General features: G+C 63.7%; 25 protein-coding genes. 10 read left to right on the top strand and 15 right to left on the bottom strand.

Annotation, left to right across the window (positions count from 1 at the left end; all coding sequences use genetic code 11):
- From FNV92_RS04780 to FNV92_RS04795, 4 genes are all read left to right on the top strand, one after another.
- A complete protein-coding gene (locus tag FNV92_RS04780) occupies positions 1–1,110 on the top strand; it encodes a microcin C ABC transporter permease YejB (RefSeq protein ID WP_143841894.1) in 1,110 nt (369 codons plus the stop codon).
- The gene (locus FNV92_RS04785; RefSeq protein ID WP_014439614.1) at positions 1,110–2,288 is read left to right on the top strand and encodes an ABC transporter permease; all 1,179 of its coding nucleotides are present in this window, start codon (positions 1,110–1,112) and stop codon (positions 2,286–2,288) included. The genes FNV92_RS04780 and FNV92_RS04785 overlap by 1 nt, the downstream gene beginning before the upstream one ends.
- A gap of 3 nt (positions 2,289–2,291) precedes the next feature.
- Positions 2,292–3,929 carry an ABC transporter ATP-binding protein gene (locus tag FNV92_RS04790; protein WP_143841893.1) on the top strand — a complete coding sequence of 546 codons (1,638 nt, stop codon included), beginning with the start codon at positions 2,292–2,294 and terminating at the stop codon, positions 3,927–3,929.
- A gap of 96 nt (positions 3,930–4,025) precedes the next feature.
- Positions 4,026–4,220, top strand: coding sequence for a hypothetical protein (locus tag FNV92_RS04795; protein WP_143841892.1), 195 nt, complete (start codon positions 4,026–4,028; stop codon positions 4,218–4,220).
- 74 nt (positions 4,221–4,294) lie between these two features.
- Here FNV92_RS04795 and FNV92_RS04800 read toward each other — a convergent pair whose 3' ends face one another.
- Positions 4,295–5,149, bottom strand: a complete 855-nt coding sequence (locus FNV92_RS04800; RefSeq protein WP_143841891.1) for a C40 family peptidase — start codon at positions 5,147–5,149, stop codon at positions 4,295–4,297.
- Complete coding sequence (locus FNV92_RS04805) at positions 5,142–6,515, bottom strand: leucyl aminopeptidase family protein (protein ID WP_143841890.1); 1,374 nt, start codon at positions 6,513–6,515, stop codon at positions 5,142–5,144. The genes FNV92_RS04800 and FNV92_RS04805 overlap by 8 nt, the downstream gene beginning before the upstream one ends.
- Before the next feature lie 204 nt (positions 6,516–6,719).
- Here FNV92_RS04805 and FNV92_RS04810 point away from each other — a divergent pair, with 204 nt between their 5' ends.
- The 3 genes from FNV92_RS04810 to FNV92_RS04820 all read left to right on the top strand — a co-directional run bounded on the left by FNV92_RS04810 (position 6,720) and on the right by FNV92_RS04820 (position 9,606).
- A complete protein-coding gene (locus tag FNV92_RS04810; protein WP_143841889.1) occupies positions 6,720–6,923 on the top strand; it encodes a hypothetical protein in 204 nt (67 codons plus the stop codon).
- A 273-nt stretch (positions 6,924–7,196) separates the two neighbouring features.
- Complete coding sequence (locus FNV92_RS04815) at positions 7,197–8,699, top strand: metallophosphoesterase family protein (protein WP_143841888.1); 1,503 nt, start codon at positions 7,197–7,199, stop codon at positions 8,697–8,699.
- A gap of 94 nt (positions 8,700–8,793) precedes the next feature.
- Complete coding sequence (locus FNV92_RS04820) at positions 8,794–9,606, top strand: tetratricopeptide repeat protein (protein WP_143841887.1); 813 nt, start codon at positions 8,794–8,796, stop codon at positions 9,604–9,606.
- Between the two features lie 57 nt (positions 9,607–9,663).
- On the opposite strand, the gene FNV92_RS04825 is transcribed toward FNV92_RS04820, so the two are convergent.
- From FNV92_RS04825 to FNV92_RS04870, 10 genes are all read right to left on the bottom strand, one after another.
- Positions 9,664–10,638, bottom strand: a complete 975-nt coding sequence (locus FNV92_RS04825; RefSeq protein ID WP_143841886.1) for a type II secretion system F family protein — start codon at positions 10,636–10,638, stop codon at positions 9,664–9,666.
- A 9-nt stretch (positions 10,639–10,647) separates the two neighbouring features.
- Positions 10,648–11,625, bottom strand: a complete 978-nt coding sequence (locus FNV92_RS04830) for a type II secretion system F family protein (protein WP_143841885.1) — start codon at positions 11,623–11,625, stop codon at positions 10,648–10,650.
- A gap of 16 nt (positions 11,626–11,641) precedes the next feature.
- Positions 11,642–13,105 (bottom strand): CpaF family protein, encoded by a 1,464-nt coding sequence (locus tag FNV92_RS04835; protein ID WP_143841884.1) that lies wholly within the window; start codon positions 13,103–13,105, stop codon positions 11,642–11,644.
- A gap of 21 nt (positions 13,106–13,126) precedes the next feature.
- On the bottom strand, positions 13,127–14,392 hold the full coding sequence (locus tag FNV92_RS04840) for an AAA family ATPase (RefSeq protein WP_143841883.1): 1,266 nt from the start codon (positions 14,390–14,392) through the stop codon (positions 13,127–13,129).
- Entirely contained in the window at positions 14,389–15,123 is a 735-nt protein-coding gene (locus tag FNV92_RS04845; RefSeq protein WP_143841882.1) for a CpaD family pilus assembly protein, read from the bottom strand. Before FNV92_RS04845 ends, FNV92_RS04840 begins: the two co-directional genes overlap by 4 nt.
- Before the next feature lie 20 nt (positions 15,124–15,143).
- Complete coding sequence (locus FNV92_RS04850) at positions 15,144–16,622, bottom strand: type II and III secretion system protein family protein (protein ID WP_168213765.1); 1,479 nt, start codon at positions 16,620–16,622, stop codon at positions 15,144–15,146.
- 11 nt (positions 16,623–16,633) lie between these two features.
- Positions 16,634–17,431 (bottom strand): Flp pilus assembly protein CpaB, encoded by a 798-nt coding sequence (gene cpaB, locus FNV92_RS04855; RefSeq protein WP_014439629.1) that lies wholly within the window; start codon positions 17,429–17,431, stop codon positions 16,634–16,636.
- Positions 17,432–17,558: 127 nt separating this feature from the next.
- Positions 17,559–18,083 (bottom strand): A24 family peptidase, encoded by a 525-nt coding sequence (locus tag FNV92_RS04860; protein WP_143841879.1) that lies wholly within the window; start codon positions 18,081–18,083, stop codon positions 17,559–17,561.
- Positions 18,084–18,206: 123 nt separating this feature from the next.
- Positions 18,207–18,347: a hypothetical protein gene (locus tag FNV92_RS04865; RefSeq protein WP_168213349.1), complete on the bottom strand. Its 141-nt coding sequence runs from the start codon at positions 18,345–18,347 to the stop codon at positions 18,207–18,209.
- A gap of 70 nt (positions 18,348–18,417) precedes the next feature.
- Positions 18,418–18,582 carry a Flp family type IVb pilin gene (locus FNV92_RS04870; RefSeq protein WP_014439631.1) on the bottom strand — a complete coding sequence of 55 codons (165 nt, stop codon included), beginning with the start codon at positions 18,580–18,582 and terminating at the stop codon, positions 18,418–18,420.
- Positions 18,583–18,845: 263 nt separating this feature from the next.
- On the opposite strand from FNV92_RS04870, the gene FNV92_RS04875 reads away from it, so the two are divergent.
- Positions 18,846–19,673 (top strand): sterol desaturase family protein, encoded by an 828-nt coding sequence (locus FNV92_RS04875; RefSeq protein WP_041748036.1) that lies wholly within the window; start codon positions 18,846–18,848, stop codon positions 19,671–19,673.
- A gap of 155 nt (positions 19,674–19,828) precedes the next feature.
- Entirely contained in the window at positions 19,829–20,326 is a 498-nt protein-coding gene (locus FNV92_RS04880) for a pilus assembly protein N-terminal domain-containing protein (RefSeq protein WP_143841878.1), read from the top strand.
- A gap of 135 nt (positions 20,327–20,461) precedes the next feature.
- On the opposite strand, the gene FNV92_RS04885 is transcribed toward FNV92_RS04880, so the two are convergent.
- The 3 genes from FNV92_RS04885 to FNV92_RS04895 all read right to left on the bottom strand — a co-directional run bounded on the left by FNV92_RS04885 (position 20,462) and on the right by FNV92_RS04895 (position 22,835).
- A complete protein-coding gene (locus tag FNV92_RS04885; RefSeq protein ID WP_014439634.1) occupies positions 20,462–20,674 on the bottom strand; it encodes a cold-shock protein in 213 nt (70 codons plus the stop codon).
- A 269-nt stretch (positions 20,675–20,943) separates the two neighbouring features.
- Positions 20,944–21,231, bottom strand: a complete 288-nt coding sequence (gene infA / locus FNV92_RS04890) for a translation initiation factor IF-1 (protein ID WP_008131890.1) — start codon at positions 21,229–21,231, stop codon at positions 20,944–20,946.
- A gap of 23 nt (positions 21,232–21,254) precedes the next feature.
- The gene (locus tag FNV92_RS04895; RefSeq protein ID WP_143841877.1) at positions 21,255–22,835 is read right to left on the bottom strand and encodes a DEAD/DEAH box helicase; all 1,581 of its coding nucleotides are present in this window, start codon (positions 22,833–22,835) and stop codon (positions 21,255–21,257) included.
- A gap of 556 nt (positions 22,836–23,391) precedes the next feature.
- On the opposite strand from FNV92_RS04895, the gene urtA reads away from it, so the two are divergent.
- On the top strand, positions 23,392–24,639 hold the full coding sequence (gene urtA / locus FNV92_RS04900) for an urea ABC transporter substrate-binding protein (RefSeq protein WP_014439636.1): 1,248 nt from the start codon (positions 23,392–23,394) through the stop codon (positions 24,637–24,639).
- The last annotated feature ends 50 nt before the right edge of the window (positions 24,640–24,689 follow it).

Genomic DNA, 24,689 nt, shown 5'->3' on the forward strand with positions numbered 1-24,689 from the left:
ATGAGTGCCTATATCGCCCGCCGCATCCTCCTGATGATCCCGACCCTGCTCGGGATTCTCTTCGTCTCCTTCATCGTCGTGCAGTTCGCGCCGGGCGGCCCAGTCGAGCGCGTGATCGCGCAGCTTTCGGGCGCCGACACCGGCGGGACCTCGCGCATTTCGGGCGGTAGCGATTTTGCGCAGCGCGCGCCGGGACAGGTCGGCGCCGGCGCGGATGCCATCAACTCGAAATATCGGGGTGCGCAGGGCCTCGACCCCGATTTCATCAAGAAGCTCGAGGTGCAATTCGGTTTCGACAAGCCTGCGCCGGAACGCTTCGCGCTGATGGTGTGGAATTTTGCCCGCTTCGACTTCGGCAAGAGCTATTTTCGCGACGTCAGCGTACTCCAGCTCGTCAAGGAGAAGCTGCCGGTCTCGATCTCGCTTGGCATCTGGCTGACGCTCCTGACCTATTTGATCTCGATCCCGCTCGGCATCCGCAAGGCAGTCAAGGACGGATCGCGCTTCGACACCTGGACGTCGTCCGTGCTCGTGCTTGGCTATGCCATACCCGGCTTCCTGTTCGCGATCCTCCTGATTATCCTGTTTGCCGGGGGCTCGTTCTTCAACTGGTTCCCGCTGCGCGGACTGACGTCGGACGGCTGGTCGCAGTTTCCCTGGTACTGGAAGATCATCGACTACTTCTGGCATCTGACGCTGCCGCTGATCGCCATGGGGCTCGGCGCGTTCACCACCATGACGTTCCTGACCAAGAACTCGTTCCTGGACGAGATCCGCAAGCAATATGTGATGACCGCGCGCGCGAAGGGCTGCAGCGAGAACCAGGTGCTATACGGCCACATCTTCCGCAACGCGATGCTGATCGTGATCGCAGGCTTTCCCAGCACCTTCATTCACGCCTTCTTTTCAGGCTCGCTTCTGATCGAGACCATCTTCTCGCTGGACGGGTTGGGATTGCTCAGCTTCGAAAGCGTTCTCAACCGCGACTACCCCGTGGTGTTCGGCACGCTCTTCATCTTTTCGCTCGTCGGCCTCGTCGTCAACCTCATCTCGGATCTGACCTACATGTGGATCGATCCGCGGATCGATTTCGAGGCACGGGAGGTCTGATGACGCTGACCGCCCCCACCCCGATCGAGACCACTGCGAAGTCGCCCCTCGGCGACGCCGTGCCGATCACGCGCAAGCCGTTCGTGCCATCGCCGCTCAACAGGCGCCGCTGGCAGAATTTTAGGGCGAACCGGCGTGGCTACTGGTCGCTCTGGATCTTCATGTTCCTTTTCGTGGCCTCGCTGTTCGCCGAACTGATTGCCAACGACCGGCCATTCCTGGTCAAGTTTGACGGTCATCTCTACTGGCCGGCCTTCGTGACTTACTCCGAGACGACCTTCGGCGGCGATTTCGAAACCGCGGCCGACTATCGTGATCCCTATCTGCAGAAGCTGATCAAGGAGAAGGGCGGCAGCATCGTCTGGCCGCTGATCCGCTACTCCTACGACACCCATAATCTCGATCTGCCGACGCCAGCGCCGTCGCCGCCGACCTGGATGCTGACCGAAGCGCAGTGCAAGCCTGTGGTCGAGAAGAAGGGCCTCAAGAGCTGCCGCGACCTCGAATACAACTGGCTCGGGACCGACGATCAGGGCCGCGACGTGATCGCGCGCCTGATCTATGGTTTCCGTATCTCGGTGCTGTTCGGCCTCTGCCTGACCATCATCTCCTCCGTCGTCGGCATCGCCGCCGGCGCGGTGCAAGGCTATTTCGGCGGCTGGATCGACCTGCTGTTCCAGCGCTTCATCGAGATATGGACTGCGATCCCTTCGCTCTATCTGCTGCTGATCCTGTCGTCGGTGCTCGTGCCCGGCTTCTTCGTGCTTCTCGGCATCCTGCTGTTGTTTTCCTGGGTGTCGCTGGTCGGACTCGTGCGCGCGGAATTTCTGCGCGGGCGCAATTTCGAGTACATCCAGGCGGCGCGGGCACTCGGCGTGTCGAATGCCGTGATCATGTTCAAGCATTTGCTGCCGAACGCCATGGTCGCGACGATGACGTTCCTGCCGTTCATCGTCTCCTCGTCGGTCATGACGCTGACGGCACTCGACTTCCTTGGCTTCGGGCTGCCGCCCGGATCGCCGTCGCTCGGCGAGCTGCTGGCGCAGGGCAAGTCTAACGTGCAGGCGCCCTGGCTCGGCTTTTCCGGCTTCTTCTCGGTCGCGATCATGCTGTCGCTTTTGATCTTCATCGGCGAAGCCGTGCGCGACGCCTTCGATCCGCGCAAGACCTTCAGGTAGACGATGGACGCGATCAACCAGCCGTTGCTTAGCGTGCACGACCTCTCGGTGGCCTTCCATCAGGGCGGCGCCACGACGCTTGCGGTCGACAAGGTCTCGTTTCAGATCAAGCGCGGCGAGTGCCTGGCGCTGGTCGGCGAATCCGGGTCCGGCAAGTCGGTCAGCGCGCTTTCGATCCTGAAGCTGCTGCCCTATCCGAACGCGTCGCATCCCTCGGGCAGCATCCGCTTCAAGGGGCGCGAGCTGATCGACCAGTCGGAGCAACAGATGCGGGAGATTCGCGGCAGCGACATCTCCATCATTTTCCAGGAGCCGATGACCTCGCTCAATCCGCTGCACACGATCGAGGCGCAGATCGGCGAGATCATCCAGCTGCACAATCCGACCAGCAATGCGCAGGCGCGCCAGCGCACGCTGGAGCTGCTGACGCAGGTTGGCATTCCCGAGCCCGAGACACGGCTCAAGAGCTATCCGCATCAGCTTTCCGGCGGCCAGCGCCAGCGCGTGATGATCGCGATGGCGCTCGCCAACGAGCCGGACCTGCTGATCGCGGACGAGCCGACCACCGCGCTCGACGTTACCGTGCAGGCGCAGATCCTGGCGCTGCTTGCGGACATCCGCGCACGGCTCGGCATGAGCCTGCTGTTCATCACCCACGATCTCGGCATCGTGCGCCGCATCGCCGATCAGGTCTGTGTCATGAAGGGGGGCGAGATCGTCGAGCAGGGACCGGTCGAGCAGGTCTTCAAGACTCCGAAACATCCCTACACGCGGGACCTGCTGGCGGCGGAGCCGAAGCCGGATCCAGCGCCGCCGCAGCCGGATGCGCCCGTGGTGATGTCGGCCGACGATTTGAAGGTATGGTTTCCGATCAAGCGCGGCCTGATGCGCAAGACGGTGGGTCACATCAAGGCGGTCGACGGCGTCAGCCTCGCCGTACGCAAGGGCGAGACACTCGGTGTCGTCGGTGAATCCGGCTCGGGCAAGACGACGCTGGGGCTCGCATTGCTGCGGCTGATCTCGTCGAATGGACGCATCGTATTCCTGGGCAAGGACATCCAGGGCCTGCGCTTCAAGGAGATGCGGCCTTTCAGGCGCGACATGCAGATCGTGTTCCAGGATCCGTTCGGTTCGCTCAGCCCACGCATGTCGATCGCGGACATCATCGCCGAAGGTCTCTCAGTGCACCAGCCAACGCTGTCGCGCGAGGAGCGCGAGGCGCGCGTCGTCAAGGCGCTCGAGGATGTCGGGATGAAGCCGGACACCCGCTACCGCTATCCGCACGAGTTCTCGGGCGGGCAGCGCCAGCGCATCAGCATCGCGCGGGCGGTGGTGCTGGAGCCGGATTTCGTCGTGCTGGACGAGCCGACCAGCGCGCTCGACATGTTGTTCCAGGCGCAGATGGTGGACCTGTTGCGCGAGCTCCAGCGCAAGCGCGAACTCACCTACATGTTCATCTCACACGATCTGCGCGTCGTGGCCTCGCTTGCGAGCCATCTCATCGTGATGCGCGGCGGCAAGGTGGTCGAGGAAGGCCAGGCGGCCGAGCTGTTCAAGAACCCGAAGACCGATTACACGCGCGCGCTGTTTGCAGCGGCGTTCCGGCTGGAGACGGCAGGGAAGGGGTCGGTTGCAACCTGATTTTGCGTGATCGCAATCACGGCGGCGGAGTGTTCGCCGCGATATTCTGTACGCATGGACGCGAGGCAGTCTCGCGACAGCGACAGGAGTGCAGAAATGACGTTTATTGCAATCGAAGCAGAGGCGATGCGGGAGCTGTCCGCGATCGAGCTCGACGGGGTCGTCGGTGGCGCGGCTCCGCGTGGAGGCTACGGCCATGTCTACGATGTGCCGCCGCCGCCGCGCGTCGTGAAAGCGCCCGTATTGGGTGGCGGCGGCCCGACGAACCTGCCGCACTTGCACGCGTTCTGAGGCGGAGTCGAACTGGTATCGACAACGCGGGTAGGGCGGGCTTCGCTGCGCTCTACCCATCCCGCCAGGTGTCGCTAGAGTCGCTTGATTGCGACGACTTCGCTGCCGGTCGCCTTGATCCGTGCAAGCGCCGGCTCGATCGGCTCGATCGCCGTTGCCATATGATGCGCATTGGCGTGGACCATGGTGCCGCCGTCGCGGACGATCGCGACATGGCCCTTCCAGAAGATCAGATCGCCACGCCGCAAGCTGTTGCGCTCGTGCGGCTCCAATGCGCGGCCGAGCCCTGCCTGCTGCATGTCGCTGTCGCGGGGACAGCCGATGCCCGCGGCGGTCAGCGATACCTGCACCAGGCCCGAGCAATCGATGCCCAGACTGCTTTTGCCGCCCCAGAGATAGGGCGTGCCGACGAAGCGCTCGGCGACGGCGACGAAGTCCGGCTCGCGATGATCGAGCGGTGCAAGATGCGTTCTCGGCAGAAAGGCCCCGTTGGGCGTCACGGCGAAAATGCGGTCCTCGCGCGCCACCGCGATCCTGGAGCCAAGCACCAGCGCTTCGGCTGGCGGCAGCTTGATCGAAGGTCCGGGGAAGGCAAACGTCCGTAGCGCACTGACGACGTGGGTCGGGGCGGCCGTTGGCTTCATGAGCGCCGCATCCGGCAGCCAGCCGACATAGCCATCGCCGTCGAGCTGGCCCCAGGCCCAGCCCTCGCCGTTGCGATCATAGACTGTGACGCGCTCGCCCCGCAGCGCCTGCGTCATCAGCATGGCGCTCGAGGACGGCTGCTCGCGCACCGGCGCGATCGGATCGACCACCTCGAACTCCTCGCCGGCGACGAAGCGGTCCGCTTTCACCTTGCCTTCGAGGTATTTCGCGGCGAGGTCGCCGCGCGCCGGCGTCAGCCTTGCATCGATTCCTGGATCACGCATAGCGCTCACTCAGCAATGCGTAGATGGCGCGCGCGGCCTGGCACTCGCCGCCCTCGGGCCGCGCCGGCTTCGCCGACGGCGTCCAGCCGTAGATGTCGACATGCAACCAGCTTTTGGCCTGCTCGACGAAGCGTTGCAGGAACAGCGCGCAAATGATCGAGCCGGCAAAGCCGCCCGACGGCGCGTTGGTGATGGTGGCGGTCTTGGAATCCAGCCACGCATCGTAAGCCGGCCACAGCGGCATACGCCACAACGGATCGTTCTCCTTCACCGCGTAGCGCGCGACGTCGGCAGCAAGCGTCTCATCATTGGTGTAAAAGGGCGGTAAATCCGGCCCCAGCGCGACGCGTGCGGCGCCGGTCAATGTGCCGAGATCGATCAGGAGGTCCGGCTTGTCCTCGTCGGCCAGTGCCAGCGCGTCGGCGAGCACGAGGCGGCCTTCCGCGTCGGTGTTGCCGATCTCCACCGTGATGCCCTTGCGCGAGGTGAAGATGTCGAGCGGGCGGAAGGCGTTGCCCGCGACCGCGTTCTCGACCGCCGGAATCAGCACGCGCAGCCGCACCTTCAGCTTGGCGTCCATCACCATGCGCGCCAGCGCCAGCACGTTGGCGGCGCCGCCCATGTCCTTCTTCATGATCAGCATGCCGCTCGACGGCTTCAGGTCGAGCCCGCCGGTATCGAAGCAGACGCCCTTGCCGACCAGCGTCACCTTGGGGTGAGCCGGATTGCCCCAACCGATGTCGATCAGCCGCGGCGCGCGGTCGGAGGCCATGCCGACGGCGTGGATCAGCGGAAAGTTCTTCGCCAAATCCTCGCCGATGGTGCAGGCAAAGCTTGCGCCGAATTCGGCCGCGAGGTCCTGCGCGGCTACAGCCAGCTCCGCTGGCCCCATGTCGTTGGACGGCGTGTTGATGAGATCACGCGCCAGCATCGCGGCTTCCGCGATGCGATCGATCTCGGCCGCATCGACGCCATCAGGCGGCACCAGCCGGACGTCGGGCCTGTCAGCCTTGCGGTAGCGCGCGAAGCGGTAGCAGCCCAGTGCAAAAGCGAGCGCCGCCAGCCGTGCATCGTGCGGTGCATTGGCAAAGCGGTAAATGCCCGGCGGCAGCAGGCCGGGCAGCGCGCCCGGCCGGAACAGGTCACGCGATCTGGCGTCGTCGTCCTCGAGGCCGAACAGGATCTGCGCAATCGCGCCGTCGGGCGCTGGCGGCGCGAGATAGCCGCCCGGCTTGGCGGTAAAGGCGCTGGCAGTGGCGAACTGGCACTGCGCCGGCGTCAGTGTCTCGCGCACCGCATCCCAACCCGACCTCGTGACGAAGGTGATCGGGGTGGCGGCGGACGATGTCTCGAAGACGGAAGGCATTGGCGGGTCCAAACAGGTCATACGAACGGACGAGACTTCGCAGAGTTTTGCCGCGCCCGCAATCGGCATTGCTGTCACCATGCGGCGAGCCGCTACTCGCGGCAAGGCGGCCATGCTAGGTTCCGGCAACGATTGCCGGATCTATCGAAAATTGTGCAGGAGACCGCCGGCGACCGAAGACGGAGCCTGCCGGGAGGAAATACGATGGAATTTTTGTGGAGCGTGGTCACATTCATCGGCCAGGCCGTCGAGGCGATTTTCGGCTATGTCGAGCATCACCATTGGATATTCGCATTCCTAGCCGGCGGTTACGTCTTCTATCTCCACGACCGCTCCGTCCACGCGCGGTTCGACGCGCTCGACAGGCGCGTCGACGAAATCCGCAAGCGGCTTGCCATCGAATATTGATCGAGCGAGACGAAACCATCGCCGGGCGATCTCGTATTTCTTGCTTGAGAACTGCCGTTCACGAGAGCGCGGCCGCAGGGCTTTACTAGCGCTATGGTTGTGGCATTATCGGCGAATATTATAGATTGTGCCGCGCGGTTCTGCACGTCGAGCGCAAGGACGCTGCGGCAAATGGTCGATACCCACCTCAGTCGATAGCAGCCTGATCTCGTTCATCTATGGCATTTCTCTCAATCGTTTGGCCGACGCAGCATTCGCGATGAGCGGCGCAAAATGGATAGATCGTTCGTCATTGCGCAGATCTCCGACCTGCATCTGGACGGGTCAGGCCGGCTGCTTGCGGCGATCGAGGCGCTCAGCGCCGAGATCGACCAGAGGATGGCGGCCTTTGCCGATGCTCCCGACCGCATTCTGCTGATCACGGGCGATCTCGTGGACGACCCGACGCCCCGCGCGCTCGACGAAGCGCTCGCCGTCATCGCGTCCTTCCGGCAGACCGGCCTGTTCACTGACATCCAGGCGATTGCCGGCAATCATGACATCAAGCGCCCCAACCAGCGCGCAGGCCTCCACGATGCCTATGACTACCTGCATCTGCCGCGGACCTCGAAGAGTATTTACTACCGCAAGGCCGGCCTCGATCTGGTGCTGCTGGATTCCAACCGGGCGAGCCTGACGACGCTCGCGAGCGGCAATGTCGACGAGAACATATACAAGGCGATGGTTGCGGATTCCGCGCGGCTGAGCGTCGAGCTCGCAGGCAGCATGGGTTCGGCTGGACGCGCCGATTTTGCCGAGCCGGCGGAAAACCTGGTGCGCGTGCTCGCGATGCACCATCATCCGTTGCCGCAGGCGACCGGAGAAGGAAAACGGTTTCTCGGTGTGCCCGACGAGCCGCTGATGTATCTGGCATCGCCCGCGACCTTCCTCGAAGCGGCAACCTCGCTCAACGTCAATCTGGTCCTGCACGGACACCGGCATGTCGAGGGATTGACCCGCTATTCGATCCCCGATCCGCGCGCGACATGGAGCAAGAGCAGTGAAGTGTTCTGGCGCACGATCTATGTGCTGTCCTGTCCGTCCTCGACTGGGCAGGCCGGTGACGATGCCGGTTTCAACATCATCCATTTTGGCCCATGGTCTCATGCCGGCCGCACCGAGCATCGGTTCGCGATCACCCGCTACTCGCGGTCGCGCAACGATGGCGCCTTCAGGCCGCTCGACTCGAACCTTTCGGACGGCGTCATCAGGCTGCCGGCAGGACGGGATTTTTCCCGTGATCCGGCGGTCCAGTCGGCGATCGAGATCGGCTCATGCACAACGCTGAAGCGGGATCAGGTCGCAGCATTCGCCCGCCGGCTCTTGAGCCGCCGCGCCTTCTATGCCGACGGCGAGGTGGACTGGGCGAGCGCGCTCCACGTCTATCTCGTCACCTTACAGGCCTGGGGTGATCTCGAGGGCAAGGCCGCGACGTCCGCACGCAAGCACGACGTCGCGGCGCTTGCCACGGCGAAATTGCTGCTGCGCCGATTGATCGAGCTCTCCGCTGACGTGCTCGGCATTGATCGTGTTCAGCTCGACGAGCTTCGGACGAAGCGTCTGCTTAATCGCGACGATCTCCGGCGCGAATGGTCGGGCGCGCCGCGCGCGGGAATCGACGTCGCAGAGCAAGTGCGGCGAAGGCTGCAATTGCTGCGTGATCTGGACGGGCATGTGAGGGCGATCGGCCCGGACCTAGGCCTTGGCAGCGACCCGCCGCCGCAGACGCCGCCGTGAAAGAGCGAGACATACTGCGTTAACCGGCCGTTAGGGTTAACAGTCTATTGCTGGCGCGTTCGGCTCGATCAATCGGCTCGAGAGTCAAAGCGTCATGCGTCAACGGTTCAGTCTTGCCCGGTTTCTCGCGTCCACCTCGTTGGTTGCGGTAGTAGCCATGGGCCTCGGCGGCTGCACGGCCATGTCGAAACTCTCCGATGTCACGGGCTCCGTCGGCCCGCGGGCGGAGGCCGCTCCGACCGATCCCGCGCGCGCCGTCGAAACTTATGGCGAGCGCTATCGTGCCAATCCCAAGGACGCCGACGCGGCGCTCGGCTACGGCCAGGCCTTGCGTGCCAACGGCCAGCGCGCCCAGGCAGCCGCCGTGCTCGAGCAGGCCACCATCGCCAATCCCGGCAACAAGGCGCTGCTCGCCCAATACGGCCGCGCGCTCGCTGATAACGGCAATTTCCAGCAGGCTTTCGACGTGCTGTCGAAAGCGCACTCGCCCGACAATCCGGACTGGCGCCTGCTCTCGGTGCAAGGCACCGCGCTCGATCAGATGGGGCGTCACGAGGAGGCGCGTTCCTATTATGCGAGCGCGCTGAGAATCGCACCGGGTGATCCCGGCGTGCTCTCCAATGTCGGCCTGTCCTACATGCTGTCGAAGGATCTACCGAAAGCCGAGGAGGCGCTGCGGCAGGCCTACGCGTCGCCGCGCGCCAGCAGCCGGGTGCGGCAGAATCTCGGTCTCGTCGTCGGACTCCAGGGTCGCTTCGCCGAAGCCGAGACCATCGTGAAGGCCGACCTGCCGCCCGACCAGGCCGCGGCCAATGTCGCCTACCTCAAGGACATGCTGAGCCGCAACGACGCCCCGCGCGGTGCGCCGAAGCGGACTCCGGTCGCCTCGCTCGGCCAGCCCGACTGATCATCCGATCTTCCACGCTGGAAGCCATCTGTGGATCGCGCGCGGTCCGCGACTGCGTCAGTGCAACTCGGAGATCTTGATACCGGTCGGTCCGAGAATGACGACGAACAGCACCGGGAGGAAGAACAGGATCATCGGCACGGTCAGCTTCGGCGGCAGCGCGGCGGCCTTTTTCTCGGCCTCGTTCATCCGCATGTCGCGGTTTTCCTGCGCCATGACGCGCAGGGAATGGCCGAGCGGGGTGCCGTAACGTTCCGCCTGCTGGAGCGCCAGGCAGACCGACTTGACGCCCTCGAGCCCGGTTCGCCGCGCCAAGTTCTCATAGGCGACCTTGCGATCCTGCAGATAGGACAGCTCGGCAGTGGTCAGGGTGAACTCCTCCGACAGCGCGATCGACTGGCCGACGATTTCGGTGGCGACTTTCCGGAACGCCATTTCGACCGACATGCCGGATTCGATACAGATCAGCAGCAGATCGAGCGCGTCGGGGAAGGCGCGCTTGATCGAGAGCTGGCGTTTGGAGATCGCATTCCTGAGGAACAGCATCGGCGCCTGGAGGCCGAGATAGGCCGCGCCGACGCAGATGCCGATCTTGACCGGCATCGGCTTGTCCATGTGTGCGATCAGGAACACGTAGACGACCGAGCCGACGAACAGCACGATCGGCGCCACCATGCGGGCAAACAGGAAGGTGACATAGGGCGCATGGCCTCGATAGCCCGCCATGATGAGCTTGTCCCGCGCAGCCTCCTGCGCGAGCCATTTGGTGAGGTTGAAGTCCTCGACCACCCTCGAGACGAGCTGCTTCGGCGTCTGGCGCAGCGTGACCTTCTCGTTCTTGTTGAGACGTTCGCGCTCGCGCTGCCGGATTCGCTCACGCTCGCTCGCCACCGCTTTCATCCGCTTCGAAAGGCCTTCGCCGGCGAACAGCGGCATAACCAGTGTATAGACGGTCGCGCTGGCGGCGATGGCCGCCAGCAGCATGGTCATGAAGTGGACGTCGTGCAGCTTCGTGACGAGTAGATCGACCATACGGCACCATCAGAAATCGAAATTGATCATCTTCTTCATCACCAGGATGCCGATCGACATCCAGACGACGCAGGCGACCAGCATCAGCTGGCCGGTGGGATGAGTCCACAGCAGCGAGATGTATTGCGGCGTCGAGAGATAGACGAGGAACATGACGATCGGCGGCAGCGAGCCGATGATGCCGGCCGAGGCCTTGGCCTCCATCGACATCGCCTGAATCTTCTCTTTCATCTTCTTGCGGTCGCGCAGCACTTTGGAGAGGTTGCCGAGCGCTTCGGAGAGGTTGCCGCCCGACTTCTGCTGAATCGACACCACGATACCGAAGAAATTGGCTTCCGGCAGCGGCATGCGATCATAGAGCCGCGTGCAGGCCTCGCCCAGCGGCATACCGATCGCCTGCGTCTCGATAATCTGGAGGAACTCGCTGCGCAGCGGTTCGGGCGAGTCGGCCGCGACGACTTTGATCGATTCGAACAGCGGCAGGCCGGCCTTGATGCCGCGGACGATGACATCGACCGCATCTGGCAGTGCCTTCAGGAACTTCGCTTCGCGTCGATTCTTCAGATAGCCCAGTGCCCAGCGCGGCAAGCCGAAGCCGCCGGCGAAGGCGAGGCCGGCGGCACCGAGCAGGCCGCCTCCGCCCAGTAGAACGCCTGCGAAAAACGCGCCTGCCACGACAGCGGACACGATCCAGAATTTCTGCGGTGCCCAGTCGAGGCCTGCCTGTGACAGGCGGACGCTGAGTGGCACGCTCTTTTCCTGCTGGCGCCGCGCCTCGAGATCCTTGAGCGAGGTCTCGACCTGCTCGCGGCGCGATCGCTGGCTCTTTTCGGCCTGCTTGGCCGCAGGCGCGTCGGCGCGCGCGATCGACGCACGGCGGCCTTCCGCCTTCCGCTCACCGGACAGCAGCGGATAGAGGAATACCCAGGCGATGCCGCCGACGGCGGCGGTGGCGAGGAAGGCGAGGGCGAGGACCTGGATGTTCATGACTGCGCCGATCTCATCATGTCTTCGGCGCGACTTCCGCCGCGTCGAGCGCCGCGGCAAGGCGTTTCTCGTCGCCGTAGTAGCGCGCGCGCTCCCAGAACTTCGGGCGGCCGATGCCGGTCGAGCGATGCCGGCCGATGATCTTGCCGTTGGCGTCCTCGCCGACCATGTCGTAGAGGAAGATGTCCTGGGTGATGATGGTGTCGCCCTCCATGCCCATCACCTCGGTGATGTGGGTGATGCGGCGCGAGCCGTCGCGCAGGCGCGCCGCCTGCACGATGACGTCGATAGAGGCGCAGATCATCTCGCGAATGGTGCGTGACGGCAGCGAGAAGCCGCCCATCGTGATCATGGATTCGCAGCGCGAGAGGGCTTCGCGCGGATTATTGGCGTGCAGCGTGCCCATCGAGCCGTCATGGCCGGTGTTCATGGCCTGGAGCAGGTCGAACGCCTCGGGTCCGCGGACCTCGCCGACGATGATGCGTTCGGGACGCATACGCAGGCAGTTACGTACCAGCTCGCGCATGGTGACCTGTCCCTCACCCTCGATGTTGGGCGGTCGGGTTTCCAGCCGCACCACGTGGGGCTGCTGGAGCTGGAGCTCGGCGGCGTCCTCGCAGGTGATGACGCGCTCGTCGTGCTCGATATAATTGGTCAGGCAGTTGAGAAGTGTGGTCTTGCCCGAGCCGGTACCGCCGGAGATCAACACGTTGCAGCGGACGCGGCCGATGATCTGGAGGATCTCGGCGCCCTCCGGCGAGATCGCGCCGAACTTGACCAGCTGATCGAGCGTCAGCTTGTCCTTCTTGAATTTTCGAATGGTGAGCGTGGGCCCGTCAATCGACAGCGGGGGTACGATGGCGTTGACGCGGGAGCCGTCTGCGAGGCGCGCGTCGCAGATCGGCGAGGATTCGTCGACGCGCCGGCCGACCTGGCTGACGATGCGCTGGCAGATGTTGAGGAGCTGCTGGTTGTCGCGGAAGCGGATGCCGGTGCGCTGGATCTTGCCGGCGACTTCGATGTAGACGGTGTTGGCGCCGTTGACCATGATGTCGGCGATGTCGTCGCGCGACAGCAGGGGTTCGAGCGGACCGTAGCCGAGAACGTCGTTGCAGATGTCGTCGAGCAGCTCTTCCTGCTCGGCGATCGACATCACGATGTTCTTGATCGCGATGATCTCGTTGACGATATCGCGGATTTCCTCGCGCGCAGATTCGGAGTCGAGCTTGGCGAGCTGGGCGAGGTCGATGGCCTCGATCAGCGCGCCGAAGATGGTTGCCTTGACCTCGTAGTAGTTGTCCGAGCGGCGGGATTCCATGGACGGCGCAGGCTTCGCCGGGGCGAGCGGCGGCGAGGCGATGGCCGGCGGGGGCGGCGCGCGCGAGACCGCGGGCGCCGGAGCCTGGACAGGCTCTGGCGACACGGCGCCGGGCTTGGGAGCCCGAGTATCGGTGTCTGTTCCGCTACGCTTACCGAACACTTAACCACTCCATGCGGCGGCTTATTTTCCCCGCAACTTGTCAATCAGGGGTGAAAACAGGGACGACTTTTGCTTCTTCGTCTCGCTGCGCCCGGTCAGGCGCTGGGCGATCTGAAGGAACATCTCGATCGATTTGTGGTTGGCCGAGATCTCCGCGATCATCTGACCGTTGTTCGCCGCGGAGCCGAATATCTGCGGCTCGAACGGGATCGAGACGACCGGCTGGCTCTCGATCGCCTTGGCGAACTCCGCCGCGGCGATTTCGGGCCGTTTCGGGACGCCGACCTGGTTCAGGCAGTAGAGTGGCGGCCGGTCGTTGGGCCGCGAGGCCTTCAGGAGGTCGAACAGGTTCTTGGTGTTGCGCAAATTGGCCAGATCCGGCGCCGCCACGATCAGGATGTCGTCCGCCCCGATCAGGGCGCGCTTGGTCCAGCCCGACCATTGATGCGGAACATCGAGCACGATGCAGGGCATGGTGGAGCGCAACGTGTCGAACACGGCGTCGAAGGCGTCCGTGCCGAAATCATACACCCGGTCGAGCGTCGCGGGCGCCGCCAACAGGCTGAGATGATCGGTGCATTTCGACAGAAGGCGGTCAATGAAGGCCGTATCGACCCGATCCGGCGAGAACACGGCGTCCGCAATACCTTGCGGCGGGTCCTGATTGTAGTCGAGCCCGGCGGTACCGAAGGCAAGGTCGAGATCGGCAACGACCGCGTCCATCGCGAGATCGCGCGCGATCGCCCAGGCGACGTTGTGGGAGATGGTGGACGCGCCGACGCCGCCCTTGGCGCCGACCACTGCGATGATACGGCCGACTGCCTTGGCTTCCGGCGCCGAGAACAGGTTGCAGATCGAGCGTACGACGTCGATCGCGCCGACTGGCGCGAGCACATAGTCGCTGACGCCGCGGCGCACCAGTTCGCGATAGAGCGTGACGTCGTTGATGCGGCCGATCACGACCACGCGGGTGCCGGCGTCGCAGACCGTGGCGAGATGGTCGAGCCCGCCCAAAAGGTCGTTGCGGCCATCGCTCTCGAGTACGATCACATTCGGCGTGGGAGCCGAGCGGTAGGCTTCGATCGCGGCCGCCATGCCGCCCATCTGGATCTTCAGATGGGCCTTGCCGAGGCGGCGGTCCTCGCCGGCCGACTGCACTGCGGCTGCTGTCTCCACGGTCTCGCAGAACGCCTGGACCGACACGCGCGGCGCGGGCGCAATATGCTCCTCGACCGGGGGAGGCGCATCCGGCTGCTCTTCTTGAGTCTGGCGAGCGTAGCTGATCATTTGCCGGTATCGCTGAGTTTGGCCTTGTCGGCTTCAGGATAGGTGGTCGCCGTCGTCATTCCCTTGCGATACTTCTCGAAGGCCGTGGTGCGACGCGCCGTGTAGGACGGCGTTTCGGGCCGCGGCTGCTCGAGGTCCGACGGATTGTCGACCATCGCAGCGAGGTTGCGCTGCGAGGCGCAGCCGTAATTGTAGTAGTCCTTGTTTTCGAACCAGCTCTTGTTCTTCATCGAGGGGCCGATGTCCTCCGGCCAAAGTCCACAGGGACCGGCGACCGCGGCGATCCTGGAATAGGTGAGCCGGATCGGTGGCAGGAAACGCTTGTCTTCCGGCTGGTAGGGGCGAACGCTGATGCCGCGCGGCGGAACACCTGCCGCCGCGAGCATCGCCTGAATTTCGCGCATCGTGTCTGCGACCGGACGCGCGTTGGGCGTGCCGGACGGCGCGTCGATACGGATGGCGCCGGTACCCTCGTGCAACCAGGCCGATGCGACGCCCATCACGTCGGCGCGCTGGGCCGCGGTCAGTCCGCCGCGGGCATGGCCGACGAAGACGACGATCGAGCGGTTCTGCTCCTCGATCGCAATCGGGTGACGCTGCTTGTAGTCGTCGGGAATCGAGGCGGTGGTCACCTCGTTGTGCTGGCAGCCGCCGAGTGCAAGCGCGATACCGACAAGCACGCCACCGAAGCCGATGGCGCGTTTGCGAATCTGGGGTGGTTTTGTGATCATAACTTGGTCCCCGTTCCGCATCAGTCGGTGATGAAGCCGTATGTGCCGCGGTAGTTCCTGGCTGGCTCGGTTTTGCCGGGCACGCCGTAGATGCGGTTGATGTTGCCGATCAGCTCGGCCTGCGGATCTGCGGGTGCGGCGAAGCCGTCATCCGGCCGCGACAGGTCCTTCGGTGCCACCGCGCGAACGACATAGGGCGTCACGATCACGACCAGCTCGGTGGTGTTGTTGACGAAGTCGCGGCTGCGGAACAGGGTGCCGAGGATCGGAAGCTGCATCAGTCCCGGCAGTCCGCTGACCGCCTGCTTGGTCTGCTGCTGAATCAGGCCGGCCATTGCCATCGCGCCGCCGGAGGGAATCTCCAGCGAGGTCTCCGCGCGGCGGGTCTTGATCGAGGGCACCGTCAGCGAGTTCACCGACGTCGAGGTCACGGCCTGAGACAGCGTGATCGCATTCTCGTTCGACAGCTCCGAGACCTCGGTCATCACGCGCAGGCTGATCTTGCCCTCGCTCAGCACCACGGGGGTGAAGTTGAGCGAGATACCGAACTTCTTGAAGCTGATCTGGGTGGTACAGACATGCGTGGTGGGATCGCACGAATAGCCTGCCGGGACCGGGAATTCGCCGCCGGCGAGGAATGTCGCCGACTCGCCCGAGATCGCGGTCAGGTTCGGCTCGGCCAGCGTCCGGATCACGCCTGCGGTTTCCATCGCGCGCAGGGTCGCCTGCACCGACGGCGTCGCGCCGAACTTCGTCGTCAGCGAGTTGCCATCCACCAGGTTCTTGCCGAGGGCCGTGAAGGGGTTCGAGTTGGTGAAGCTCACCACCGAGGTGCCGTAGTTCAGGTTCGCCGTGAGGTCGATGCCGAGTTGCTTGACCACGGTGCGCGCAACCTCGGCGACCGTCACCTTCAGCATGACCTGGTCGCGGCCGCGGACCACGATCGAATTCACCACCTTGTCGATGCCGCCGGCGAGGCGCACGGCGAGATCGTTGGCCTGCTGTGCTTCCAGTGGATTCGCCGCCGTGCCGGTCAGGACGACGCCGTCGCCGAGCCCGTCGATCTGGATGTCGGAATTGGGCAGGATCTGCTTCAGTGCGGCCCGGAGGCCGTTGAGGTCGCGCTTGACCGCGATGTCATAGGCCGCGATCTGCTGGCCGGCGGAGTCGAAGAACACGATGGTGGTCTGACCGACCGCGGCGCCGATGATGTAGGCGCGCTGCGATGACCGGACCACCGCATTGGCGATCTTGGGATCGGCGACAAGCACGTCCTTGATGTCGCGCGGCAGGTCGATCACGATCGACTTGCCGACACCGAGCGAGAGGAAGCGCGCGTTCATCTGGCCGTCGGCGGCCGCGATCTGCGCAACGGGGCGGTAGTCGGCGGCGACCACCGGGCTGAGCACCGGGTTGAGTGTCAGCGCGAAGACGGCCGAAAACGACAGGGCGCGGACCACGGAGGTCCGCATCGTTGCCAAATCTGCCCCGCATTTCATATCGACAGTCCTCATTGTGCCTTCGCCGTCGAGCTTGGGATTCCGTAGCGAATGATCGAAACGCTATCGCGCTTCCGTGCGGAGTCATCGAGCGTGATCTCGCTCATCTTGACGTCGACGATGCTGCGCAGCGCCAGCGACAGCGTGCCGCTCTGCCGTGCCGCGGACAGCGTCGCGGTCTGGGCGGGATTGAGCTCGAGGGTGACGGTCTTGCCGATCACTGCGTTCTGGCCGTCCTTCTCCTTCGGCGCCTGGTCGATCGCCAGCACGCGGACATTGGCCAGGATGATCTCGGACGTCACGATGTCCTGGGCGGCGGCGCTCTGGTCGGGATTCTTGAGGCGGCGCGTCAGAAGCACGTCGACGCGATCGTTCGGCAGGATGAAGCCGCCGGCGCCGGTCTCCGGCGAGATTTCGGTCGAGATCGCGCGCATGCCGGTCGGCAGGATCGCGGCCATGAAGCCGGAGCCCTCGGCCTTGACCAGCTTCTGGTCGCGGATCGGTTCACCCTGGATGAAGGGGGCGCGCGCAATCGAACCGGTGACCTGGGTCACCCCCTCGGGACGCTCGTTGCGGCGGATGAAGGTGGCGCTGGCGGTCGCAGCCGGCCAAGTCTGCCATTGCACGTCTTCCGGCTTCACGGTCTGGCCGAGGCCGATGTCGTTCTTGGCCACCAGGACGTCGACGGTCGGAAGCTGCGCGACCGGAGCCGCCGGTGGCGGCGCAGTGTCCGAGCCGCTCGCCAGGTACGCGGCGACACCGCCGGCGCAGATGGCGACCGTCAGGACGACAATGCGTGCCCTATTCATACGCTTCACTTTCCAACAAAACGCCGCGACGCTGCCGCCGCCGTAATCGGCAGTTGACCAGCTATTCGTCAAAGCATGGTTAATGAGGCGTATCTAAATCGGCTTAACGCCGGGTTTACCCGTGTGTTCAGCGCAGTGCGAGATGGGCGAGGTCGATCGCCTTCACCCATTCGGTCTCCGGGTAGACCGTCAGCGCGCCAAGCGTGAGCGCGATACCATACGGAATCCCGCTCTCCTTGGCGTGCAGCCGTGCGAGCCAGGCTTGGCCCGCCAGTCCGTAAGGCAGCGGCCATTGCCGGAACTGGAGCAGGAGCAGCGTCAGCGCTCCGCCGAACAGCGAAGCGTAGAGCAGGAAATCCATCAACTGTGCGAAGCCGAACCAGAGCGCAACGGAAGCTGCGATCTTGGCGTCCCCGCCGCCCATCCAGCCCATCGCAAAGCAGGTGAAGGCCACGGCCAGGAGCAACGCGCCGGCGCCGACATGGGTCAGCATCTCGTAAGGTGCCATGCCACCGGCAAGAGCGAGCACGAAGAAGCCGGCAACCAGCGCCAGCGACACGCGGTTCGAGATGGTCATCGTGAAGAGATCGCTGGCGGCGGCGAATGCCATCAAGGCCGGGAAGAGCAGAAGGCGCGCAAGGTCGAGGATCATGGGCTGCGTCTTGAGCCTGGGTTCGTCGCGGGATCGAAGCGTCGCCGCATGCTAGCCGGCAGTGTTAAACAAACCGAAAACGGAGGCAGCGGCTTTGAGTCCAGGAAGTCGCCGATGGCCCGCTCACCACACGCTGGCAATACGCAACGCGATGGCGGCCATCGCAACCAGCAGCGCGAGGCAAACCCAATAGGCCGGCGTCTCGGTCGACGCCGTCTCGCTGGCCGCAACCGCGGCATCGGTTCTGTACTTGCGCAACGCCACTGGAACTCGCCGTACTCAAAAAAACAAAGGCCCCGGAGATCCGGGGCTTTTGCCATCGTCGGTCGGTCGCTTACTTCAGCGAGGAGCTGATCGAGCCGAACTTGGTGTTCAGCGAGGTGCCGAGACTGTTGACGACCGTGATGATGGCCAGCGCGATGCCGGCGGCGATCAGGCCGTATTCGATGGCGGTGGCGCCGGATTCATCCTTCACGAAACGTGCAATCAGGTTCTGCATGAACTTAACTCCATCGGGGGTTGGATCGCCTCGTTCGGCGCTGTGATTGACGCGATGACCATGTGAGGCGAGCTCTTTCGGTAGAGTTAATTCGATCGCGCAAACCAGTTTCCTTCCCGATGCTTTTGCCCAGAGTGAATTTCGCCTTAAGACGGTTGTTGAATTTCACCGGCACCAAATGCAGCGCAATCGCGGCCGACTTCACCCTCCCTTAAATTTCGCGGAGTAGGCCTAGGCAGGCAGGATCCGGAAGAGAGGCGACGATGTCGAGCTTACCCATGCAGGTCGCCCTGATGCTCGGCGAGACGATCGAAAAGGTGATCCCCGTCACCTTCGTGCTTGCGGCGGTCTTCACCGTGCTCGAGCATTTCTGGGCGTGCAATCCCGGCGCGCCGTGGTGGCGCAAGCGCGAGATCATCACCGATATCTGCTACTGGTTCTTCGTTCCGGTGTTCGCCCGCACCATGCGGATCGGCCTCCTGATCGTCGGTGCCGGCGCCGTCTTCAACATCCACGATGCCGACGAACTCATCGCCTTCTACGACAATGGCCATGGCCCGCTGGCGCAATTGCCACTGTGGCTGCAGGCCATCCTGTTCGTGGTGCTGTCTGATTTCATGCTGTACTGGCTGCATCGACTGTTCCACGGCGGCGGGTTCTGGAAGTACCACGCCATCCATCATTCGTCGGAAGAGATCGGATGGATCTCCGCGGCCCGTTTCCATCCCGTCAATCTCATGCTCGGGACGATCAGCGTCGACGTCGTGTTGCTGATGGCCGGCGTTTCCCCCAACGTCATGATCTGGGTCGGGCCGTTCACCACCTTCCATTCGGCCTTCGTGCACGCCAACCTGAACTGGACCTTCGGGCCGTTCAAATATGTGCTGGCGACGCCGGTGTTCCACCGCTGGCACCACACCGGGCTCGAAGTGGGCGGCGACACCAATTTCGCCGGGACGTTCCCGATCTGGGATGTGCTGTTCGGCACCTTCCGGATGCCGGTGGGCGAACTGCCGAAAGATTACGGCAAGGACGAAGCGACCATGCCGAAGGAGATCGCCGGCCAGCTCGCCTATCCGTTCCGCCAGTAGCCGGCCTCATGAGGCGGCAAAACGCCAGTCCGTTCAAACAATGGTCGGCGAATTTGCGGAACGTTCACGAATTAAGGGCAGGTTAGCCGGGTCGGGCACCGGCTCCGCCGTATCTGGTCGCTTCTGCCGGTTTGTGACGTCCCGGGGGTAAGAGTATGCGTAAAGAGTTGCTGCGCCGCCATGCGCGCGTTTGTCTTCTGGTTGCGGCCGCGGTGCTGGCATCGCCGGCTGCCGGCCTTGCCGAGCCCACTGCTGACACCATCGCCGTCAATGTCGACCAAGCCAAGCTGGTCCGGCTCCCCGGGAAGGTGGCGACCATCGTGGTCGGCAATCCCCTCATCGCCGACGTCACGCTTCAGCCTGGCGGCATGATCGTCGTGACAGGGAAGGGATATGGTGCCACCAATTTCATCGCGCTCGACCGGGGCGGCGAGATTCTGGTCGACCGCCAGATCCAGGTCGAAGGTCCGAGCGATCGCCTTGTCACGGTCTATCGCGGGATCGAGCGCGAGTCCTATAGCTGCATGCCGGTCTGCCAGCGCCGCGTGACGCTGGGTGACAGCGACACCTACTTCAATAACACGATGAGTCAGGCCGGTTCGCTAAGCAGCAGTGCCAGCGGCGGTGCCAGCGCGGGAGCCAAACCCAACTAGCAGGATCGGTTGGAGGATCGTCTGATCCTGCAAGCGCGCCAGCTTCCTTCGGACATGAAAAAAGGCCGTGCATTTTGCACGGCCTTTTCCTTTGGCTCGTTCGCCAGAACCGATACGGGCCGAAGGCCCGCAGGCTCAACCTGCGGCGCGGAGGTTGTCCGCTGCCGACTTGCCGGAACGGCGGTCGGCCACGATCTCGTAGGAGATCTTCTGGCCTTCGCGCAGCGAGCCGAGGCCGGCGCGCTCGACGGCGCTGATGTGTACGAAAACGTCCTGGCCGCCGTCGTCGGGCTGGATGAAGCCGAAGCCCTTGGTCGCGTTAAACCACTTCACGGTTCCCATGCTCATGGGGTAGTCCCTTCTCAGATCACACAATGTCAAAGCCCGCTCGCGCGGGCAGGTTAGATCGAATTTTTGGAAGGGTCGTCAGCGTGTCTGAACCGGCTGTACCGGTGGATGCTAATGTCGTCCGGCCGAAAATCGATTAGTTCATTTTATTGGATTTAGAGCCCCAAAACAATCCTGACGTGCACGATTTTTTGATCCGCCGTGTGCGCACGGCGGATCAGAATACAGGTCGGAATTTTAGTTCCGTGCTCGCGCGCGGATGGGCCGTTTTAGCGGCGACGGAACTGGCCACCGCGCTGCCCGGGACGGGGAGGTCCGCCCACTCCACTGGGACGCTCGTCCTTGTGACGGAAAATCAGTCGGCCCTTCTCGAGGTCATAGGGCGACATCTCCACGGTCACGCGGTCACCCGCCAGCGTCTTGATGCGGTTCTTCTTCATCTTGCCGGCGGTGTAGGCAACGATCTCGTGTCCGGCGTCGAGCTGCACGCGGTAGCGCGCGTCGGGGAGGATTTCGGTGACCAGTCCTTCGAACTGGATCAGCTCTTCCTTAGCCATGAATATCTCCAGGTCGTGGACGGCTAGTGCGAATGGGGCTTGCGGTTCGGTTGGCCAGTCGGCCGACTCTCACGGCGCAAAAAGGCCACGCCTTGTATCCCATCAGGCGCCCCAGCGCTATGCGCTGAACGCTGTTCGGAACGGTCGGTTTGCGAGGAATGCATCTTGCCAGCGGGGCGTCGGCGAGATCCCTTCGAGGCCTTCGGAGCACTGCCAGGCCGTCCATCAGCATGCCGAGCTTCACCGGGCCGTCCGTCGCCCTGCTTGCCGGCGCCATGGCGGCGTCCGTCGGCATGCCGTTCGTCGGTACGACGTCCGTCACCATGACGTCCTTCACCATGCCTTGCGCCTTGCGGACGCTGGCCCGGGCGACCGCTTGGCCGGCCCTGTCGTTGCTGCGCCGGGGGAGGACCCGCGTCGCGGCGGCCGGCGTCGGTGCGGAGATCCTCACGCGGCAGTGCGACCTTGATCAGCCGCTCGATGTCGCGGAGATAGGCAAGCTCCTCGCCACCTGCGACCAGAGAGATCGCGGTGCCTTCGGCGCCGGCGCGTGCGGTGCGGCCGATGCGGTGCACATAGGTCTCGGGCACGTTGGGCAGGTCGAAATTGATGACGTGGGTGATGCCGTCGACATCGATGCCGCGGGCGGCAATGTCGGTGGCGACCAGGGTGCGGATATCGCCGGAGCGGAACTGGGCGAGCGTGCGCTCGCGATGGTTCTGCGACTTGTTGCCGTGGATGGCGCTGGCGGGAATGCCGGCCTTCTCGAGCGTCTTCACGACCTTGTCGGCGCCGTGCTTGGTGCGGGTAAAGACCAGCGCGCGGTTCACCGGCTCCTGCTTCAACAGCTGGGCGAGGAACGCGGGCTTGGCGGAGAAGTCGACCTGAATAATGCGCTGCTGGATCCGCTCCACGGTCGATGAGACCGGAGTCACCGCGACGCGGGCGGGGTCACGCAGCATGGCGTCGGCGAGCTCGGCGATGTCCTTCGGCATGGTGGCCGAGAAGAACAGCGTCTGCCGCTTGATCGGCAGCTTGGCGACGATTTTGCGGATGTCGTTGATGAAGCCCATGTCGAGCATACGGTCAGCTTCGTCGAGCACCAGGAATTCGACGCTTGAAAGCTTTAGCCCGTTGCTCTGCACGAGGTCGAGCAGGCGACCGGGGGTGGCGACCAGCACGTCGACGCCCTGCATCAGGGAGCGGACCTGGCGACCCATCGGCACGCCGCCGATGGCGAGCGTCGAGGACAGGCGGATGTGACGGCCATAGGCGTTGAAGCTGTCGAGGATCTGGCCGGACAGCTCGCGGGTCGGCGAGAGCACCAAAACGCGGCAGGTCTTGGGCTGCGGCTTGATGCGGTTCTCGAGCAGGCGGTGCAGGATCGGCAGCGCGAAGGACGCGGTCTTGCCGGTTCCGGTCTGGGCGATGCCGACGACGTCCCGGCCGGTCAACGCCGTGGGAATGGTCTGGGCCTGGATGGGGGTGGGGGTGACGTATTTCTCTTCGGCGAGAGCACGGGCGAGGGGTTCGGCGAGGCCGAAGTCCTGAAACGAATTCAAAAGATGGGTTCTTTCCATGTCAAAAGCGGGCAGCCGGCGCATTCAGCGCGGCGCGCGCAGAAGGGTGTCAAGAAGACACCTGCGTGTTTGGGGTGTCGGATGGCTTGGGAGATATGGGGCAAGCCAGACGCCCGGAGGGGCTTAAGAACACGCGGCTCGCAACGACCCCCTGATTCGAAAGAGGTCTCGTGAACTTATATGAAACATCGAGGCGGCGCTTTCAAGGCGCGTCTGCGCCAAAGGGCGATTACAGTGCAAAATAGTTATGCCGGAAAATTAGACACAAGCAAGATCGTGCGTAAAAAATAACCCGTCTGCCGCATTGGCATACATTTTTATAGTCTATTTTTTAGGCAATCGGCTCGTGGCGAAACTTGGATGGCGGTAAAATTGTCTATTCTGACCAATAGGTTGGCATGTGCTCAGACCATGGCATGGTTCTTGCGATTCCGTTAATCGCAGGCGGCCTTGGGGCCGTTTCGCAGCGTCTTTTTCACGTCTGCGTCAGGGAGATGATACAATCATGCTTACCAAATCCACTCACGATATAGCGGCTTCATTTAGCCGCCGCGGTCTTCTCGCCGCGACAGCCGGACTGATGCTTGGTCTGGCTTCCATTTCCGGTGCAAAAGCCGCGGACGACACCATCAAGGTCGGTGTCCTTCACTCTCTCTCCGGCACCATGGCCATCAGCGAAACCACGCTGAAGGACACCATCCTCTTCCTGATCGACGAGCAGAACAAGAAGGGCGGCGTGCTCGGCAAGAAGCTCGAAGCCGTTGTCGTCGACCCCGCTTCGAACTGGCCGCTGTTCGCCGAAAAGGCCCGTGAGCTGATCACCAAGGACAAGGTTGCGGTCGTGTTCGGCTGCTGGACCTCCGTGTCGCGCAAGTCGGTGCTCCCGGTATTCAAGGAGCTGAACAACATCCTGTTCTACCCCGTGCAGTACGAGGGCGAAGAGTCCGAGCGTAACGTGTTCTACACGGGTGCCGCACCGAACCAGCAGGCGATCCCCGCCGTCGACTATCTGATGAAGGACGAGAAGGTGAAGCGCTGGGTGCTCGCGGGTACCGACTACGTCTATCCGCGCACCACCAACAAGATCCTGGAAGCCTATCTGAAGTCGAAGGGTGTCGCCCAGGAAGACATCATGATCAACTACACGCCGTTCGGTCATTCCGACTGGCAGACGATCGTGGCCGACATCAAGAAGTTCGGCTCGGCCGGCAAGAAGACCGCGGTGGTTTCGACCATCAACGGCGACGCCAACGTTCCCTTCTACAAGGAGCTCGGCAACCAGGGCATCAAGGCCAAGGACATCCCGGTCGTGGCGTTTTCGGTGGGTGAGGAAGAGCTCGCCGGCATCGACACTAAGCCGTTGCTCGGCCATCTGGCCGCCTGGAACTACTTCCAGTCGATCAAGTCGCCGGAGAACGAGAAGTTCATCAAGGCGTGGCAGGCCTACACCAAGAATCCGAAGCGCGTGACCAACGATCCGATGGAAGCGCACGTGATCGGCTTCGACATGTGGGTCAAGGCAGTCGAGAAGGTGAAGTCCACCGATCCCGACAAGGTCATCGACGCTCTTCCGGGCATCGAAGCCAAGAACCTGACCGGCGGCACCTCCAAGATGCTTCCGAACCACCACATCACCAAGCCGGTGTTCATCGGCGAGATCAAGGCGAACGGTCAGTTCGACGTGGTCTGGAAGACCCCGGGCCTCGTGGCCGGCGACGCCTGGTCGAAGGAGCTCGATGGCTCCAAGGACCTGATCGGCGACTGGGTCGGCAAGAAGTGCGGCAACTTCAACACCAAGACCAACAAGTGCCTCGGCTCGGGTTCCTGATCCGGATCTGACGTTCGACTGCAAGACCGGAGAAGGCGGCTATCCCGCCG

Origin of the sequence: Bradyrhizobium cosmicum (assembly GCF_007290395.2) — a bacterium.
In the GTDB taxonomy this organism is placed as follows: Bacteria; Pseudomonadota; Alphaproteobacteria; order Rhizobiales; family Xanthobacteraceae; genus Bradyrhizobium; species Bradyrhizobium cosmicum.